General features: G+C 69.6%; 15 protein-coding genes. 10 read left to right on the top strand and 5 right to left on the bottom strand.

The window, feature by feature from the left end; all coding sequences use genetic code 11:
* Positions 1-29 precede the first annotated feature (29 nt).
* Both CIW48_RS06870 and CIW48_RS06875 read right to left on the bottom strand, forming a co-directional pair.
* The gene (locus CIW48_RS06870) at positions 30-935 is read right to left on the bottom strand and encodes an amino acid ABC transporter substrate-binding protein (RefSeq protein WP_149310147.1); all 906 of its coding nucleotides are present in this window, start codon (positions 933-935) and stop codon (positions 30-32) included.
* A 115-nt stretch (positions 936-1,050) separates the two neighbouring features.
* Positions 1,051-1,686: a glutathione S-transferase family protein gene (locus CIW48_RS06875; RefSeq protein ID WP_149310303.1), complete on the bottom strand. Its 636-nt coding sequence runs from the start codon at positions 1,684-1,686 to the stop codon at positions 1,051-1,053.
* Positions 1,687-1,880: 194 nt separating this feature from the next.
* On the opposite strand from CIW48_RS06875, the gene CIW48_RS06880 reads away from it, so the two are divergent.
* From CIW48_RS06880 to CIW48_RS06895, 4 genes are all read left to right on the top strand, one after another.
* Complete coding sequence (locus CIW48_RS06880; protein ID WP_091778464.1) at positions 1,881-2,261, top strand: response regulator; 381 nt, start codon at positions 1,881-1,883, stop codon at positions 2,259-2,261.
* 56 nt (positions 2,262-2,317) lie between these two features.
* Complete coding sequence (locus CIW48_RS06885; RefSeq protein WP_149310148.1) at positions 2,318-4,291, top strand: AI-2E family transporter; 1,974 nt, start codon at positions 2,318-2,320, stop codon at positions 4,289-4,291.
* 129 nt (positions 4,292-4,420) lie between these two features.
* Entirely contained in the window at positions 4,421-6,040 is a 1,620-nt protein-coding gene (locus CIW48_RS06890; protein ID WP_149310149.1) for a hybrid sensor histidine kinase/response regulator, read from the top strand.
* 17 nt (positions 6,041-6,057) lie between these two features.
* Positions 6,058-6,372, top strand: a complete 315-nt coding sequence (locus CIW48_RS06895) for a plasmid stabilization protein (protein ID WP_149310150.1) — start codon at positions 6,058-6,060, stop codon at positions 6,370-6,372.
* 91 nt (positions 6,373-6,463) lie between these two features.
* On the opposite strand, the gene CIW48_RS06900 is transcribed toward CIW48_RS06895, so the two are convergent.
* The gene (locus CIW48_RS06900) at positions 6,464-7,354 is read right to left on the bottom strand and encodes a ketopantoate reductase family protein (protein WP_149310304.1); all 891 of its coding nucleotides are present in this window, start codon (positions 7,352-7,354) and stop codon (positions 6,464-6,466) included.
* 10 nt (positions 7,355-7,364) lie between these two features.
* On the bottom strand, positions 7,365-10,448 hold the full coding sequence (locus CIW48_RS06905) for an FAD-binding and (Fe-S)-binding domain-containing protein (protein WP_149310151.1): 3,084 nt from the start codon (positions 10,446-10,448) through the stop codon (positions 7,365-7,367).
* Between the two features lie 117 nt (positions 10,449-10,565).
* Between CIW48_RS06905 and CIW48_RS06910 the strand changes: the two genes are divergently transcribed.
* The 6 genes from CIW48_RS06910 to rpmG all read left to right on the top strand — a co-directional run bounded on the left by CIW48_RS06910 (position 10,566) and on the right by rpmG (position 16,007).
* Positions 10,566-10,904: a hypothetical protein gene (locus tag CIW48_RS06910; protein WP_149310152.1), complete on the top strand. Its 339-nt coding sequence runs from the start codon at positions 10,566-10,568 to the stop codon at positions 10,902-10,904.
* A gap of 135 nt (positions 10,905-11,039) precedes the next feature.
* The gene (rnr, locus tag CIW48_RS06915) at positions 11,040-13,361 is read left to right on the top strand and encodes a ribonuclease R (RefSeq protein ID WP_149310153.1); all 2,322 of its coding nucleotides are present in this window, start codon (positions 11,040-11,042) and stop codon (positions 13,359-13,361) included.
* A gap of 23 nt (positions 13,362-13,384) precedes the next feature.
* The gene (locus CIW48_RS06920; protein ID WP_149310305.1) at positions 13,385-13,849 is read left to right on the top strand and encodes a DUF983 domain-containing protein; all 465 of its coding nucleotides are present in this window, start codon (positions 13,385-13,387) and stop codon (positions 13,847-13,849) included.
* Complete coding sequence (locus CIW48_RS06925) at positions 13,806-14,549, top strand: NUDIX domain-containing protein (RefSeq protein ID WP_149310154.1); 744 nt, start codon at positions 13,806-13,808, stop codon at positions 14,547-14,549. The genes CIW48_RS06920 and CIW48_RS06925 overlap by 44 nt, the downstream gene beginning before the upstream one ends.
* 53 nt (positions 14,550-14,602) lie before the next feature.
* Positions 14,603-15,733 carry an MFS transporter gene (locus CIW48_RS06930; protein WP_173009208.1) on the top strand — a complete coding sequence of 377 codons (1,131 nt, stop codon included), beginning with the start codon at positions 14,603-14,605 and terminating at the stop codon, positions 15,731-15,733.
* Positions 15,734-15,839: 106 nt separating this feature from the next.
* Positions 15,840-16,007: a 50S ribosomal protein L33 gene (rpmG, locus tag CIW48_RS06935; RefSeq protein WP_012320513.1), complete on the top strand. Its 168-nt coding sequence runs from the start codon at positions 15,840-15,842 to the stop codon at positions 16,005-16,007.
* Between the two features lie 116 nt (positions 16,008-16,123).
* On the opposite strand, the gene CIW48_RS06940 is transcribed toward rpmG, so the two are convergent.
* Complete coding sequence (locus tag CIW48_RS06940) at positions 16,124-17,041, bottom strand: LysR family transcriptional regulator (protein ID WP_149310155.1); 918 nt, start codon at positions 17,039-17,041, stop codon at positions 16,124-16,126.
* Positions 17,042-17,078: the final 37 nt, after the last annotated feature.

Genomic DNA, 17,078 nt, shown 5'->3' on the forward strand with positions numbered 1-17,078 from the left:
GCCGGAGCGGAACCCCGCGGCGCGACAGATCAGTGTGCGTAGAACGCCGGATCCGGACTGTCGGTCGGATGCGCGAAAGTCCAGCGTAGAGCCGAGGACAGCGGCACGTTGTAGGTCAGGCCGCGCGGCGGCACCGGCTTCAGGAACCAGCGATCGTAGAGCGTCACGATCTCGGGGCTCCGGTAGAGTTCGGCGGTCGCTTGGTCTACCACCGCCTTGAAGGCCGCATCGTCCCGACGCAGCATGATCCCGTAGGGCTCCGGGTTCGACATCGTCTCCTGACTGACGACGTAGGCGGCCGGGTCCTTGGATTGGGCGGCCACGACGCTGAGCTGCACATCGTCCATCACGAACGCCGCCGCGCGGCCGGTCTCGACGAGCAGGAACCCCTCCGGAACGTCCTTGGCGGCGATCACCGTGATGCCGAGCTTGCGCTCGTTGTTGGCCTTGATCAGCATCAGGATGTTGGTCGAACCGGCCACCGAGGAGACCATCTTGCCGCGCAGATCGTCCAGGCTGGAGATGTGCTGATCCTTCCGCGAAACGAAACGGGTCGCCGTTAGGAAGTGGGTGTTGGTGAAGTCCACCTGCTTCTTGCGGTCGGCGTTGTTGGTCGTCGTGCCACATTCGAGGTCGACGGTCCCGTTGGTGATGAGCGGGATCCGCGACGAGGAATTGACGAACTCCATCGCGACGTCGAGCCCGGGCCTCTTGAGCTCGCGCTTCACGGCGTCGGCGATCTTCAGGCAGATGTCGACCGCGAAGCCTACGACCTTCTGGTTCTGATCCAGGTAGCTGAATGGGGGCGCAGTGTCGCGCACGCCGAGGACCAGCCTGTTGCTGTCCTGGATCTTCTTGAGGGTTCCGGTGAGTTCGGCGGACCCGGCGGGGGCACCGAGAAGGAGCGCGGCGAGAAGAGGAGCGATCAGGCGCATGGGCTGACGGGTTCCAGGCGCGCGATGGGGCCGTCCGGCGCGCGCCGCCGGCGGCGGGACGCCGGCCGCGCGGGTGCAGGCTCCCGGATCGAGCCCAGCAAGAGTCCGGCCGGACTCAGCCCGATGCGGCCGCTTGGTGTGCTTCCGCGAGCTGTGCGTCCTCAGCCGCCACCTTCCGGGAGGCCGGACGGGACCGGATGCGCTCCACATAGGCTGTCAGGACAGGCGTGGGCTCGACGAGGCCGAAGCCCGTCGTCCAGCCGAGGGCGCCGCCCCACAGGATGTCGGCGGCGCTGAAGCGCGCGCCGAGCAGATACGGCCCCGGCGTCAGCGCTTCGGTTACACGGGCGATGACGCTGTCGTAATCGGCATAGGCCGATAAGGCGCGCGGTCCCGGCTCCCGCTTCAGGTGCCGGTCGATCACCGCTGGCTCGAAGCAGGAGCCATAGAACACCATCCAGCGCAGGTAGGCGGCCCTGGCAGGCTCAGTCAGCGCCGGTGCAAGCCCGGCCTCGGGGAACAGGTCGGCAAGGTAGAGGTAGACGGCCGCCTGTTCGGTCACCAGGGCCTCGCCGTGGCGGATCGCCGGCACCTTTGCCATCGGGTTGATCGCGCGATAGGCGTCCTGGAGGTGCTCGCCGGCGCGCATGTTGAGCGCGTGCAGCCGGTAGGGGACGCCGAGCTCCTCGAGCAGCACGCGCACACCCGACGATCGGGTATTGGGCGAATGATAGAACTCAATGTCAGCCATTTTTGCAGCCCTGCCGCGTTCGAGGATTGTCGTTTCCGGCGCGCACACGCTCTTACCGGCCGAAGGTCCGGTCAACCGCGAACCATGCGCCACTTCTCCCGGGACCGGAATCGCGGCAGGAGCGTTGGGCGATTGTGCGTTGCCGCGCGTTGGGCTTCCGTCCGGCACGCCGCAAGCCGGGGGTTCGAATTCTGATGGCGAAGATTCTGCTGGTCGAGGACCATGAAGAGATTTGGGACTTCCTCTCGCGCCGCCTCAAGCGACGCGGCTACGAGGTGATCCTGGCTCATGACGGAGAGGCCGGCGTCCACCAGGCCCGCTCGGGTCAGCCCGACGTCATCCTCCTCGATATGAATCTGCCGATCCTCGACGGCTGGTCGGTCGCCCGGACGCTGAAATCGGGCTCCGACACGAGGGCGATCCCGATCATTGCGCTCACCGCCCACGCCATGTCGGGCGACCGCGACAAGGCGATCCAGGCAGGCTGCGACGATTATCATCCGAAGCCCGTCGATTTCTCGAAGCTGCTCAGCCAGATCAGCGCGGCCCTGGGCGAGACCGCACAGGCGATCTGACGCAACTGCAGACGCGCCAAACGCGGCCCGAGACCTGATGTGAGTGGAGCGTGTCCGTGAGCGAGGATCCCGTCACTGCCCAGCGCCTGCGGCAGGGCCTGCCGGTCTTCGTGGCGTTGGCCTCGATCCTGCTCGTCGTCGCTACGATGGCGGCGCTTTATCTCGGGCGCGAGATCCTCGTGCCGGTGACGCTCGCGATCCTCTTGAGCTTCGTGCTGGTACCGGCAGTCCGGATGCTCCGGCGGCTGCGCGTGCCGCGCGCGCCGGCGGTGCTCCTCGTGGTGGTGATCGTCTTCGGTGCCCTGTTCGGCATCGGCAGCCTGATCGCCAGCGAGGCGTCCCAGCTCGCCTCCGACCTGCCGCGCTACACCCAGGTGATGCGGACCAAGATCAAGGACTTGCGCGGGGCGACGGCCGGGACCGGCACGCTGTCGCGGATCGTCGACATGGTGCAGGACCTCAGCGCCACGCTGCAGCCGCCACCTGCCGCAGAGGTCCGCGGCGAGCCGGGATCGCGCACGCATCCCCTCACCGTCGAATTGACACCGGCCCGCGCCAGCGTCGTCGACACGCTTCAGACCGTCGTGGGCCCGATCCTGCACCCGCTCGCCACGACGGGCCTGATCCTGATCTTCACGATCTTCATACTGCTCCAGCGCGAGGATCTGCGGAACCGGGCGATCCGGCTCGCCGGCGGCTCGGGCGACCTGCGCCGCACCACAGCGGCGATCGATGACGCCACGAGTCGGCTCAGCCGGTTCTTCCTGGCGCAGCTCGCCCTCAACATCGCCTTCGGCCTCGTTATCGGCCTCGGACTCTGGGTGATCGGCGTCCCGAGCCCGACCCTGTTCGGCGTTCTCGCGGCGATTCTGCGGTTCGTGCCTTACATCGGTGCGGCGATCAGCGCGCTCCTGCCGCTGATCCTCGCCGCCGCCGTCGACCCCGGCTGGAGCATGGTGATCGCCACGGCGGCGCTGTTCCTGGTTGTGGAGCCGATCTGCGGCCACGTGATCGAACCGCTGCTCTACGGCCATTCCACCGGCCTCTCGCCGGTCGCCGTCATCCTGGCGGCGACGATCTGGACGTTCCTGTGGGGGCCGATCGGCCTCGTTCTGGCCACGCCACTCACCGTCTGCCTCGTGGTGCTCGGCCGGCACGTGGAACGCCTCTGGTATCTCGACGTGCTGCTGGGCGATCAGCCCGCCCTGTCGCCACCGGAAATCTTCTACCAGCGCATGCTGGCCGGCGATCCCGTCGAGGCGATCGACCAGGGCTGGCAATTCCTCAAGGAACGCGCCCTCGTCACGTACTACGACGAAGTCGCCCTCGCCGGTCTGTTGCTGGCACAGGAGGATCTGTCGCGCGGCACCCTCGACCGGGAGCGGCAGGAGGAGGTCGGCGCGGCGATCCGCACGGTGGTGGACCGCCTCGGGACCGCCCCGGTCGCGCGGCGGTCGCGGCGCGGATCCGGCCGTGGCCCCGACACCGAGACCGCAGCGGCACTGGCCGCCATCGGTCCCGACCGGCAGGTGGCCGGCATCGTCATCGAGCGCGAGGACCTCGCGCCCAACTGGCGCGGCGAGACGCCGGTCCTGTGCGTGTCGAGCCGCGGTCCCTTCGACGAGGCGGCGACGCTGATGCTAAGCCAGATCCTCGCGCGCCACGGGCTGGCCTCGCAGATCCTGTCCATGGCGGCGATCCGCGCCGGGGAGCGGCCTGAGAACCCTGAGGGCCTCGCGTTGATCTGCTTCTCTTATCTGGAGCCGGTGAGCCTGTCGCAGATCCGGTTCACCGTCCGGCAGGCCCGCGCCGCGGTGCCGGGAATCCGCATCCTGGTGGGCTTCTGGCGCGAGCGCGATCCGGCGACCCTGGAGCGGCTGCGCCGGGCGACATCGGCGGATTTCCTGGTCACGTCGCTGAACGAGGCTCTGTCGGCCGTGTTGGGCGCCTGTCGCGAATCCGCGCCGACCCGGCTCGTACCGGCACCCGTGGGCATGCGTACCGACGCCGCACAGCCGGCCGCAGCATGAGACGCCAACGCAGGACCGCTGGGGACACACCGTCGACATCGGCCGCGCGGCCGCTAATCTCGCTCACCCGCTTCGTGATCGGCCACGCGCAGAGTGATTTCCCGGCCTGGAGGGTGACAACCGCCTCGCATGTCTGAGACGCCAGAAACCCCGCCCTCCGGACCAAGTCCCCCGATCCGGGACGGCGCCCCGAGCGACCTCACCGACCGCAAGAGCGACATCTTCTTCGCGGCCGTGGAGACGACGCGGATGCCGATGATCGTCACTGATCCGCGACAACCCGACAACCCGATTATCTTCGCCAACCGGGCGTTCCTGGCGATGACCGGCTACACGCCGGAAGAGCTGATCGGGCGCAACTGCCGCTTCCTCCAGGGTCCCGATACCGACCTCGAGAGCGTCGCGCAGGTCCGCGCGGCGCTTGCCGAGAAGCGCGAATTCGCCACCGAGATCCTGAACTACCGCAAGAACGGTTCGACCTTCTGGAACGCCCTGTTCGTCTCACCGGTCTACAATGCCGACGGCGAACTCGTGTATTATTTCGGCTCGCAGCTCGACGTCTCGCGCCGCCGCGATGCCGAGGAGGCTCTGGGTCAGGCCCAGAAGATGGAGGCGCTGGGCCAGCTCACCGGCGGCATCGCGCACGATTTCAACAACTTGCTTCAGGTGATCGTCGGCTACGTCGACATCCTTGCGGCCGGCCTGGAGAAGCCCGACGCCGACCGCGCCCGGCTCGGCCGCGCCACCGAGAATATCCGGCAGGCCGCCGATCGCGCGACGACGCTGACACAGCAATTGCTGGCCTTCGCCCGCAAGCAGCGGCTGGACGGGCGTGCGGTCAACCTCAACACCTTGATCGAGGGGATGGGCGAGATGGTCGCCCGCTCCGTGGGCGAGGCCGTGAAGGTCGAACTCGATCTTGCGGAGGACCTCTGGAACTGCCGGGTCGACCCGACCCAGGCCGAGGTCGCGATTCTGAACGTGCTCATCAACGCCCGCGACGCGATGCCGGAGGGCGGCACCGTTCGGATCTCCACCGAGAACAGCGAGATCGCCTCGCGCGGCCGGGAGATCGGCCCACTGCGCGACGGCCGCTACGTCAGCATCGCCATCAAGGACACGGGCACCGGCATTCCGCCGGCCGTGCTCGCCCGGGTGATGGACCCGTTCTTCACCACCAAGGAAGAGGGCAAGGGCACGGGCCTCGGCCTGTCGATGGTCTACGGCTTCGCCAAGCAATCTGGAGGCGCGGCACAGATCGAGTCGACCGTGGGCGCGGGCACGACCGTACGTCTCTCGTTTCCGGCGACCGACGGCGACGTCAACGCTCCCGCGAAGGTCTCGCTGCGATCCGTTGACCGCCAAGGCACCGAGACGATCCTCATCGTCGACGACCGGGAAGACGTGGCCGAGCTTGCCCGCACGATCCTGCGGGACTTCGGCTACACGACGCTGGTGGCTTGCAATGCTCGCGAGGCGCTTGAGATCCTGGATTCGAGCGAGAAGGTCGATCTGCTCTTCACCGACCTGATCATGCCGGGGGGCATGAACGGGGTGCTTCTGGCCCGCGAGGCCCGGCGCCGCCAACCCAAGCTCAAGGTCCTACTCGCAACGGGCTACGCGGAGGCGAGCCTGGAGCGAACCGATATTGGCGGCTCGGAGTTTGATCTCCTCAACAAGCCCTACCGGCGCACGGAGCTGGTTCGCCGCGTGCGCGCCATCCTCGACGGTCCGACCGGGGTGGGCTGAGCTTCGGGAGCCGGACCATGTCCCAGGGCGAGAAGTCCAAATACACCGACAAGCAGAAGCGCAAGGCCGAGCACATCGCCGAGTCTTATGAATCCCGCGGCGTGCCGGAGAAGGAAGCGGAGGCCCGGGCCTGGGCCACCGTGAACAAGGACGATGGGGGCGGCAAGAAGCCGGGCGGGTCGGGACGAGGCAAGGCCAGTGGCCATCCGGCTGCCCACAAGGGGGGCGAGACCGGCGGTAGGGCGTCGGCCGGACGAACGGCCGCGGAGCGCTCAGCCTCCGCCAAGAAGGCGGCCGCGACCCGCAAGGCCAACGCGGCCGCGCGGACCTGACAGCAGATCGCAACCGGATCCGTCGTCCGTCCGTGCGAAGCGAGGCAATCCGGCGCAGCACGGAATGACGGGGCGCGTGGAGCGGACAGGCTCAGCCCTTCTGCTCGGCGAGCTTGACCAGCGTGTGCAGCAACCGGTTCGCCGGCGTCGGGATGCCGAGTGCCGCGCCCTTGCGCACCACGTAGCCGTTGAGGTGATCGATCTCGCTGGGCCGGCCGCGGGCGAGGTCCTGGGCGGTGGACGAGCGCTGCCCGGCCATGGTGACGCCGAGTTCCAGCACGCGGTCGAGGATGTCGGCGGGCACCGACACACTGGCGGCCCCCGCGACGGCGACGGATTCCTGAACCACGTCCGTAATGGCCGCGACCACCCCCTCGGCCTGGACCAGACGGCCGTAGGGCATCTGCGTCAGGGCCGAGAGCGCATTGTAGGCGCAGTTCATGATCAGCTTCGCCCAGAGCGCGTCGACGGCACGCGCCGACACGGTAGCCCGGATGCCTGCGGCCATGAACGCGGCGGCGAGCCGGTCGCTCGTCTCCGACGCGCCGAGGATCAGGTCGCCCCGCCCATTGTGCCGGACGCGGCCCGGACCCGCCATCGCGGTGGCGACGTAGACCGCCACCGGCACGACCGGCCGCGCCAGCACGGCGGCGAGCCGGTCGGCGTTGTCGACGCCATTCTGGAGGCTGAGGATCGTCGCGGCAGGATCGAGATGGCGTGCGATCATCACACCCGCCGCTTCGGTGTCCCCCGACTTCACGCAGACCAGCACGAGATCGGCGCCGGAGACGCCGTCGCCCGCAGTCGTTGCCCGCACCGGGACAGAGGCCGTCCCATCCCCGCTCTCGAGCACCAGACCGCCCGAGTTGACCGCCTCGACCAGAGCGGGGCGCCCGATCAGCGTTACCGAATGCCCAGCCTGGGCCAGAAGGAAACCGTAATAGCTGCCGACTGCGCCGGCCCCCACGACAGCGACCTGCATCACGGCGCCCTCATCGCGCCGCAGCCGCAGCGCGCTCGGGATGGAACGGGGCCGCCCCGGGGATACCTGCGCGGACATGATCGAGGAGCGCCTGGGCCGGATGTCGCAGCCGAACGCCGTCGACGAGCTTGGCCTGCGACCGACAGGAATAGCCGTCCGCCAGGAGGGTACAACCGGGAGCCTCCGCAACGTGACGCGCCCAGCTCAGACCGTAGATCGCCTCGGAGGAGGCGCGGTGGCGCGCCTCGTGCCCGTAGGTCCCCGCCATGCCGCAGCAGCCGGCGGCCGGCACCTCGAGCCGCAGGCCGAGATGGGCGAACACGGCCTGCCAGTCCCGCACCGCGCCCGGCGCGTTGGTGCGCTCGGTGCAGTGGGGCAGCAGCCGCATCATCCCACCGCCCTGTCGCGGCGCGATCCGGTCGAGCCGGGTCGCCAGCCATTCCTGTAGAAGGTGGACCTTCGGGAGATCGCCCCCCAGCGCCTGCGCGTACTCGGACCGGTAGGTCAGCGTCATCGACGGATCGATCCCAACGAGCGGCACGCCGTGCCGGGCGAAATCCCGCAGCATCGTGGCGTTGGATCGGGCGACGGCAGCGAAGCGCGCCAGGAAGCCGTGCACATGCAGCGGCTTGCCGTTTGGCCGGTAGGGCAACAGCCAGGGCTTGAAGCCAAGGGCGATCAGCAGCGCGCAGCTGTCGGCCACGACCTCCGCGTCGAAATGGCTGGTGAAGGCGTCTTGGACCACAAGAATCGCAGTCTCGCGCTCGCGCGAATCCAACCGGGCGAGCGCCTCGTGGGATGCGACAGAGACGCCGAGATCCGCCAGACGTGCCTTGAGATCGACGTGTGCCAGGGTCGGAAGCGCCACTAGCCCGGCCCGGGTCAGGATCAGCCGAGTCAGCGGATTGGTGAGAATCGCGTTGCTCAGGCGCGGCGCCCGCGCCGCCAGCGGCAGCAGCGGCTCCAGCGCCGCCACGAGATGGTCCTTCAGCGGCCGCGCGTAGCGGGTGTGATAGAGCGCCAGGAACTTGGCCCGGAAGGTCGGCACGTCGACCTTGATCGGGCAGGACCCCGTGCAGGACTTGCAGGCGAGGCAGCCATCCATCGCCTCCTTGACGGCATGGGAGAAGTCGTCATCCTCGGCTCGACCACGGAGGCCGCTCCGCAGGGTCGCCGCCACGTCGCGCAGCCATCCGGCGCGCTGCCGCGCCAGCTCGGCGGCCGGGTCGATTCCGGCCTCTGCCGCGCGGCGCAGCCACTCGCGCATCAGTGAGGCGCGGCCCTTGGGAGAGTGGCGCCGCTCGCGCGTCACCTTCCAGGACGGGCACATGGCCTCGTCCGCGTCGAAGCTGAAGCACGCGCCGTTGCCGTTGCAGTGGAGCGCCGCGTCGAAATCCTGCCGGACCGGCGCCGGGATGGTGCGGTCCCGCTCGCCCCGGCGCGGCACGCCGTCGATCCGGGTCAGGCCAGCGCCCTTGGCCGAGGCGATCTTGCCCGGGTTCATCCGGTCGCCCGGGTCGAAGGCGCGCTTGATCGCCTCCAGCGCCGGCATCAGCGGCCCGAACGTCTCCGGCACGAATTCCGATCGGAAGCCCTTGCCGTGCTCGCCCCAGAGCAGCCCGCCATATTTGGCGGTCAGGGCGACCACCCCCTCCGTGACCTCGCGGATCAGGGCGTTCTGGGCCGGGTCCTTCAGGTCGATGGCCGGCCGGACGTGCAGCACGCCGGCATCGACGTGGCCGAACATGCCGTAGCGCAGCCCCTTGCCGTCGAGGAGCGCGCGGAACTCCGTGATGAAATCGGCGAGCCGCTCCGGAGGGACTGCCGTATCCTCCACGAACGGGATCGGGCGCGCATCGCCCTTGGCGGCGCCGAGGAGCCCCACCGCCTTCTTGCGCATGGTCCAGAGCCGCTCGATCGCATCGCCCCGGGCAATGGTGAAGCCGAGACGCTTCGTGTCGGTGCCGCGCTCGGCCTCCAGCATCCCGGTGAGCCGCGCGAGGGCCGCCTCCACGGTCGCGGCATCGTCGCCGACAAACTCCACGAGGTTGATGCCGTCCACTGGCCGCCCGGCCGGATCGTCGGGGAAGAAGGCCCGCACCTCGGCCCAGATCGGATCCTTGCGGGCCAGCGCCAGGACCGTGGAATCGATCGTCTCCACCGAGGCGGCGCCGAACGGCAGCAGTGCCTGCGCGTCGCGGAGCGCCGCGTCGAAATCGATGTAAGAGAGCGCGACAAGCACCGCGGCCTTCGGGATCGGCAACACGTTGAGCCGCGCCTCGGCGATCAGCGCCAGCGTGCCTTCGGAGCCGCAGATCACGCTCTTGAGGTCGAACCGTCCCGATGCATCGCGCAGATGGGCGAGATCGTAGCCGGTAAGGCAGCGGTTGAGCTTAGGAAAGCGTTCGGCGATGAGCGCCGCGTTCTCGGTGACGACGGCGTCGACGATGCGGTGGATCTCGCCGACGCGGTCATTGCGCCCCTTGGCGGCTGCCAGGCCGCTCTCATCCAGGGGCTCGGCGGTCCAGATCGTGCCGTCGGTGAGCACGCAGGTCAGAGCCAGGACATGGTCCCGCGTCTTGCCGTAGAGGCACGAGCCCTGCCCGCAGGCATCGGTGGAGATCATGCCGCCGAGGGTGGCGCGGTTCGAGGTCGAGAGTTCGGGCGCGAAGAACAGGCCGTGCTTGGCGAGTTCCCGGTTGAGCTGGTCCTTCACCACCCCCGGTTCGACACGGACCGTACGGCTGGCGACGTCAATCTCTAGGATGCGGTTCATATGCCGGGACGTGTCAACCACGAGGCCGTGGCCGAGCGACTGGCCGTTGGTGCCGGTCGCCCCGCCCCGCGGGCGGATCACGATCTCGCAGAAGCGCGGGTCCTCGAGGAGCTTGGCTATGCGGACGAGATCTTCGCGGCTGCGGGGGAAGACCACGGCCCCCGGTTCCACCTGGTAGATCGAATTGTCGGTGGCGAAGACCGTACGGTCGGCGTCCGAGAGCGTCAGGTCGCCCTCGAAGCCGCGCAGGCGCAACTCGGCGCAGGCCGCGGCATAGAGCGGCACAGCCTCGGTGTGGCGGGTCAGGACCGGGATCATCCGTGCCTTCTACACCCGGCGGAGCGCGAGGAAAGATCGGCGGTTCCACTCCGCCGAGCCGCCACACGTCTGGCATCGCGCTTGCCCTGCCGAGGGTACCGCAAGGAATGGGTGCGCATGAACGCGAGTGTGGAACAGGTCAGGAGCGCCCTGGCCGAGCTGATCAAGGCAGCCCTGATTTCGAACGATAGTCGAAGTCTCGCATGCCGGGAGGCCGCGCGCGGCAGGCTCGCGCCGCTTGCGGCCGATCCGCCGGACCCTTCGAGCCTGCGCATGGACGGTGCCTGGACGCTGGCAATCCGCGATGCGGAGACCCCCGAGCTGGCGCCGCAGGAAGGGCAGGTGAATCTGACCCTGCCGCGCGCCTGCCCGTTCACCCTCGCGGAGATCCTGGCACCCGGCTTCGACGTGGACGCGGCGGTAGACCACATCCGGAAGATCGCCTCCACGGGCTGACGTGCCTGTTGAGGACGGACGGCACGGCGTTGCCGCAGGGGGCTGGGACACCCATCTTGGGACGACAGGATCGAAGCCTCGATTCTACGCCCGCGCGCGGGCGTACCGTCCGAAGAACTGTCTGGCATTCACCTTTTGGCACGACGCAGCACCGCCCCGGCAGCCGAGCCTGCCGCTCCTCTGCCCTTTCCCACCCGTGAGCAGATCCTGGCCTTCGTCGCCGAGTCGAAGGAGCGCGTCGGCAAGCGCGAGATCGCCCAGGCCTTCGGCATCAAGGGCGCCGCCAAGATCGACCTGAAACGCATCCTCAAGGAGATCCAGGAGGACGGCGCCCTCGATCGCGGGCGCGGCGGACTCGCTCCCGCCGGGCATCTGCCGCCGGTCGTTCTGGCCGACATCCGCTCCCGGGACCGGCACGGCGATTTCCTGGCCGTCCCGGTGGAGTGGACCGGCGCGGGCAAGCCGCCCTCCATCGCGCTGACGCAGCCCCGCGGCCCGCGCAAGGGCAACCGCCCGGCGGCGGGCATCGGCGACCGCGCCTTGGTGCGCATCGAGCGCGACGCCGAGGGCGGCTATACCGGCCGGGTCATCAAGGTCATCGGCAAGAATCGCGCGGAGATCATCGGCGTCTACCGGGCCGGCGCGCAGGGCGGCCGGATCGTGCCGGTGGAGAAGCGCTCCCAGGGCCGCGAGATTCTGATCCCGCCCGGCGAGGAGGGTCAGGCCCGCGACGGCGACCTCGTCAGCGTCTCCCTGGAACGGGAGACGCGGTTCGGTCTGCCGCGGGGCCGCGTCCGGGAACGCCTGGGCTCGCTGAGCTCCGAGAAGGCGGTGAGCCTGATCGCCCTGCACCTGCACAACATCCCGCACGTCTTCGCGGACGCGACCCTGGCGGAGGCCGATTCCGCCGAGCCGGCGAGCCTGCAGGGCCGGGAGGATTGGCGGGACCGGCCTCTCCTGACCATCGACCCGCCCGACGCCAAGGACCACGACGATGCCGTCATGGCCGAGGCCGATCCCGATCCGGCCAATCCTGGCGGCTTCATCGTCACCGTCGCCATCGCCGACGTCGCCGCCTACGTGCGGGCGGGGTCGAGCCTCGACCGCGAGGCGCTGGAGCGGGGCAACTCGGTCTACTTCCCCGACCGCGTCGTGCCGATGCTGCCGGAGCGGATCTCGAACGACCTCTGCTCGCTCCGCGAGGGCGAGGACCGGCCGGCGCTCGCGGTCCGGATGATCATCGCCGCGGACGGCGAGAAGCGCCGCCACGGCTTCCACCGGGTGATGATGCGCTCCCGTGCCAAGCTCGCCTACGCCCAGGCGCAAGCGGCCATCGACGGCCAGCCGGACGCCGCGACGGAGCCGCTTCTGGAGACGGCGCTGCGCCCCCTCTGGGCCGCCTACGCGGCCCTGCGCGCGGCGCGCGACCGGCGCGGGCCGCTGGCCCTCGACCTGCCCGAGCGCAAGATCCTCCTCAGCCCGGAGGGTGCGGTCGACCGGGTGATCGTGCCGCAGCGCCTCGATGCGCACCGGCTGATCGAGGAGTTCATGATCCAGGCGAACGTCGCCGCCGCCGAGACCCTGGAACAGGCGCGCCAGCCCCTGATCTACCGGGTGCACGACGAGCCGGCCCTGGAGAAGGTGCGGGCGCTCGGCGAGGTGCTGGCCTCGGTCGGCATCAAGCTGCCGAAGGAAGGCGCGCTGCGCCCTGCCCTGTTCAACCGGATCCTGGCTCAGGCCGCCGAGACCGAGCACGGAGTCTTCCTCAGCGAGGTGATCCTGCGCAGTCAGGCCCAGGCCGTCTACGCCGCCGAGAATCTCGGGCATTTCGGCCTGAACCTGCGCCGCTACGCGCACTTCACGTCGCCGATCCGCCGCTACGCCGACCTGATCGTCCACCGGGCGCTGATCACCGCCTGCAAGCTCGGCGACGACGGGCTCGCCAACGAGGTGTCACTCGGCGAGCTGGCGCAGGTCGGCGAGCAGATCTCGGCGGCCGAGCGCCGCGCCATGGCGGCCGAGCGCGAGACGATCGACCGGCTGATCGCCCACCACCTCGCCGACCGGATCGGGGCGACCTTCGAGGGCCAGATCGCCGGCGTGACCCGGGCCGGGCTGTTCATCAAGCTCGACGAGACCGGCGCGGATGGCTTCGTTCCGGTGTCGCAGCTCGGGGCCGACTACTTCCGCCACGAGGAGGGCCGCCACGCCCTGGTGGGCGAGCGGACCGGCGAGACGTTCCGCCTCGGCGACCGGGTCGAGGTGCGCCTCGTCGAGGCTGCGCCGGTAGCGGGCGCGCTGCGCTTCGAGCTGCTTAGCGAGGGACGGACCCGTTCCGGCGCCCGAAATGCCGGGCCGGGCAAGAAGCCGGGCGGACGTCCCTTCAAGGCCGCGCCGCCCGGACGCCCTGTCGGCATCCGCAACACCGGGTCGCGCCACCGCGGCTCGCGCCGCTGAGCCGGGCGGTGTACAGCCAGCGCATGGCCGCCGACGCGATTCCCGAGCGCACACGCCTCATTCCCGCCATGGCAAGGGGCTTCATCGGCCGCTGCCCGCATTGCGGTCAGGGCCGGATCTTCAGCCGCTTCCTCAAGGTGCGACCGGAATGCGGCGCGTGCGGCCTGGAGCTGCACCACCACCGCGCCGACGATCTGCCGCCCTACGTGGTGATCTTCATCGTTGCCCACATCGTCGGTTATTTGATCCTGGAGACCGAGAGCGCCTACGAGGTTCCCCTCTGGGTCGAGATGGGCGTCTGGCCGGTCTTCACGCTCCTGTTCGCACTGGTTCTGCTCCAGCCCGTGAAGGGCGCTGTCGTCGGGCTGCAATACGCGCTTGGCATGCACGGCTTCGCCACGCTACCGCGGAGCCGCCCCGCCCCGGGACCGGAGGAGACACGCCTTGCCGCTGCCGCAGCAGGAGCCCCAGATCGCCACAGCTCCTGAACGCAAGTCCGCGACGGCGCGTCTGCGGCCGCGGGATGCCGCGACCCTGATCGTGATCGACCGGCGCGGGCGTGGCGGCCCGAAGGTCCTGATGGGCCGGCGCAACCCGAACCTCGCCTTCATGCCGGGCAAGTTCGTCTTCCCGGGTGGCCGGATCGAACTCGGCGACCGCCACATGCCGGTGGCCGGGGCTCTTCCCGACTACGCGGAGGCGGCGCTGACGCGGCAGGTCACCCGGCCGCCGCACCATCTCGGCCGGGCGCTGGCGCTCGCCGCGATCCGCGAAACCTACGAGGAGACCGGCTTGCTCCTCGGTACGAGCGAGCACGGCGCCCCCGAGGGCGTCCCGGCGGGATGGGAGGGCTTCGCCCGGCACGGTGTGCTGCCGGATCTCGAGGCGCTGCACCTCGTCGCCCGGGCGATCACGCCGCCCAAGCGCGTGCGCCGCTTCGATACGCGCTTCTTCGCCATCGACCGCCGGATGGTGGCGGCCGAGGAGCCGGGGCGCATCGCCGCCGACGCCGAGTTCACCGAACTGGCCTGGGTCCGGCTCGACGCCGCGCGCAAGCTCGACCTGCCATACATAACCCGCGCCATCCTGGACGACCTGGAGGCGCAGATCGCCGCTGGCTTCGCCCCGCACCGGATGATCCCCTTCCACTACGAACGCTACGGACGCCGCGAGCGGGTGGCCTTGTGAGCCACAAGGAGAAGCTGGGACAGGACGCGCCGAACGGAATCAGCGCAGAGGATGTGGCAGCCATCGCGGCGGCCGTGACCTGCGTCACCGTGGTCGGCATCGGGCTGAGCCTGTCGATCCCGCTTCTGTCGATAGAGCTGGAGCGACGCGGCGCGTCGAGCACGCTGATCGGTGTCAACACCGCGGTGGCAGGCATCGCCAGCATCTGCACGGTACCGTTCGTGCCGCGGCTCGCGGCGCGGATCGGCGTCGCCCCGCTGCTCGGCTTGGCGATCCTCGTCGGCGCAATCAGCCTCGCGCTGTTCCCGCTCCTGCCGGGCATCGCCCTGTGGTTTCCCCTGCGCTTCGTCTTCTCGATGACGCTCGGGGCGCTGTTCGTCCTGTCCGAGTACTGGATCAACGCCGCCGCTCCGCCCGAACGGCGCGGTCTGGTGATGGGCATCTATGCCACCGTCCTGGCGGCGGGTTTCGCGGTCGGGCCGCTTCTGCTGGCGCTGGTCGGGACCGAGGGGCCGGCGCCCTACGCGACGGGGGCGGTCCTGATGCTGGCCGGCGGCTTGCCGATCATGCTGGCCCGCGGGCTGTCGCCGACCATCGAGACGGGCTCTGGCCGCGGCATACTCGGCTACGTCCGGCTCGCCCCCGGCGCACTGGCGGCGGCCCTGGCCTACGGGGCGGTGGAGACCGGCATCTTCGCCATCCTGCCCCTCTACGGCCTGCGCCTCGGCTACGACGCGCAGGGCGCGGCCGGCCTCGTCAGCCTAATCGCGCTGGGCAACGTGCTGTTCCAGATCCCGTTCGGCTGGCTCGCCGACCGCCTCGACCGGTTCGTGGTGCTGCTTGGCGCAGGGCTCGCGGGCGCTGCGGGCTCGGCCCTGATCCCGCTCGCGGCCGGCACCCCGATGGCGTTCGGCCTGCTCCTCCTCATCTGGGGCGGCATCACCGGCACACTCTATACGGTCGGCCTCGCAATGCTGGGCGACCGCACGCCGCCGAATGATCTCGCGGGCGCCAACGCGGCCTTTGTGGTGCTCTACAATGTCGGGCTGATGCTGGGGCCGCCGCTGATCGGCGGCGGGCTCGACCTCGCGCCGCCGCACGGCTTCGCCCTGGCGCTGCTCGCCCTGTTCCTGGCCTTCGTCGGATGGCTCGCCGCGATGGAGCGATCGGTCCCGCGCTCTTGACCTGCCGGGCCCGATCGGGCATTCACCCGCCCGTATTCGGCCGGGTTCTCCCGGCCATTTGCGTTTCGCTCACGCGGAATGCCGCACCCTGCAGGAGCGCCGCGCCATGGCCAAGGCAGTCACCGTCAAGATCAAGCTCGTCTCCACCGCCGACACGGGCTACTTCTACGTCACCAAGAAGAACTCCCGCACGCAGACCGAGAAGCTGACGATGCGCAAGTACGACCCGGTCGCGCGCAAGCACGTCGAGTTCAAGGAAACCAAGATCAAGTAAGGCGGGCGGGCCGCATCGCGGCTCAATTGCCAACCTGTGAAGCCGCTCCGGAGACGGGGCGGCTTTTTCATGGGCCGTCACTGTCTTTGCGAACGGAGACATTCCGGTCGCGCCCGTCAGATGGGCGTCGATGCCGCGAGGTCCGGATCGAGCGTGCGCGCCAGCGACCGCGCGATGGCCACGAGGGCGGTCACCATCGGGGTGGACGGCTCCCGTCTTGGAGCGACGAGGCCGATCGTGTGCTCCAAGTCCGGCGCGGTGATCGGGATGGTGCGCACGCCCTCCATGGAGCCCAGCGCATCGACCAGGATCTCGGGCATGATCGAGGCCCAGCGCAGGGTGCGCACATGGGTCAGCAGCACGATCATCGAGTTGGACTCGAGGGTCGCGGCAGGGTCCGCACCGGCTTCCCGGATCTGCTGGTCGATGATCCGCCGATTCTGCATGTTCGGCGTCAGCAGGCAGAGCGGCAGACTGCCCGTCTCGGCCCAGGTGACGCTTTCCCGATGATCGAAGGGGCCGCCGATTGCCGTCACGAGGCGGTAGCGCTCCCGGTAGAGCGGTACGGAGATCACCCGTCCGAGGGGCTCGTTGTCGAGGTAGGTCAGGCCGGCATCCGCCTCCAAATTCTCGATCAGCGAGAAGATGTCGGCTGAGGTAGCGGATTCGACCGTGAGCCGCACGTCCGGGTGCCGCTCGCGGTAGGGCGTCGTGAGGTTCACGATCATCGGCAGCGCCGTGGGGATGGCGGCGATGCGCAGGTGGCCGGTCAGGCCCCGGCGCAGGCCAGTGACCTCCTCGTGCATGGCTCGAGCATCGGCCACGATGCGCCGCGCCCATTCGAGGACCCGCTCGCCCTCGGGGGTGAAGCCCTGGAAGCGGGAGCCGCGCAGCACGAGCTGCACGCCGAAGCGGTTCTCCAGCTGCTTCACGCCGGCCGAGAGGGTCTGCTGGGTCACGCCGCAGGCTTCGGCGGCGTGCCCGAAATGCTGCTCGCGGGCGAGCGCGAGCAGGAAGTCCAGCTTGTCGATCACGACGAAGGCATCCCGGCAGGGCGAGGCGCCCGGAACC

It is taken from the genome of Methylobacterium sp. P1-11 (assembly GCF_008329595.1).
GTDB lineage: Bacteria > Pseudomonadota > Alphaproteobacteria > Rhizobiales > Beijerinckiaceae > Methylobacterium.

What these genes read in the sequence shown, in the direction of transcription:
- CIW48_RS06870 (WP_149310147.1), bottom strand. Translation starts at nt 935, where the DNA reads ATGCGCCTGATCGCTCCTCTTCTCGCCGCGCTCCTTCTCGGTGCCCCC.
- CIW48_RS06875 (WP_149310303.1), bottom strand. Translation starts at nt 1,686, where the DNA reads ATGGCTGACATTGAGTTCTATCATTCGCCCAATACCCGATCGTCGGGT.
- CIW48_RS06880 (WP_091778464.1), top strand. Translation starts at nt 1,881, where the DNA reads ATGGCGAAGATTCTGCTGGTCGAGGACCATGAAGAGATTTGGGACTTC.
- CIW48_RS06890 (WP_149310149.1), top strand. Translation starts at nt 4,421, where the DNA reads ATGTCTGAGACGCCAGAAACCCCGCCCTCCGGACCAAGTCCCCCGATC.
- CIW48_RS06895 (WP_149310150.1), top strand. Translation starts at nt 6,058, where the DNA reads ATGTCCCAGGGCGAGAAGTCCAAATACACCGACAAGCAGAAGCGCAAG.
- CIW48_RS06900 (WP_149310304.1), bottom strand. Translation starts at nt 7,354, where the DNA reads ATGCAGGTCGCTGTCGTGGGGGCCGGCGCAGTCGGCAGCTATTACGGT.
- CIW48_RS06905 (WP_149310151.1), bottom strand. Translation starts at nt 10,448, where the DNA reads ATGATCCCGGTCCTGACCCGCCACACCGAGGCTGTGCCGCTCTATGCC.
- CIW48_RS06910 (WP_149310152.1), top strand. Translation starts at nt 10,566, where the DNA reads ATGAACGCGAGTGTGGAACAGGTCAGGAGCGCCCTGGCCGAGCTGATC.
- CIW48_RS06920 (WP_149310305.1), top strand. Translation starts at nt 13,385, where the DNA reads ATGGCCGCCGACGCGATTCCCGAGCGCACACGCCTCATTCCCGCCATG.
- rpmG (WP_012320513.1), top strand. Translation starts at nt 15,840, where the DNA reads ATGGCCAAGGCAGTCACCGTCAAGATCAAGCTCGTCTCCACCGCCGAC.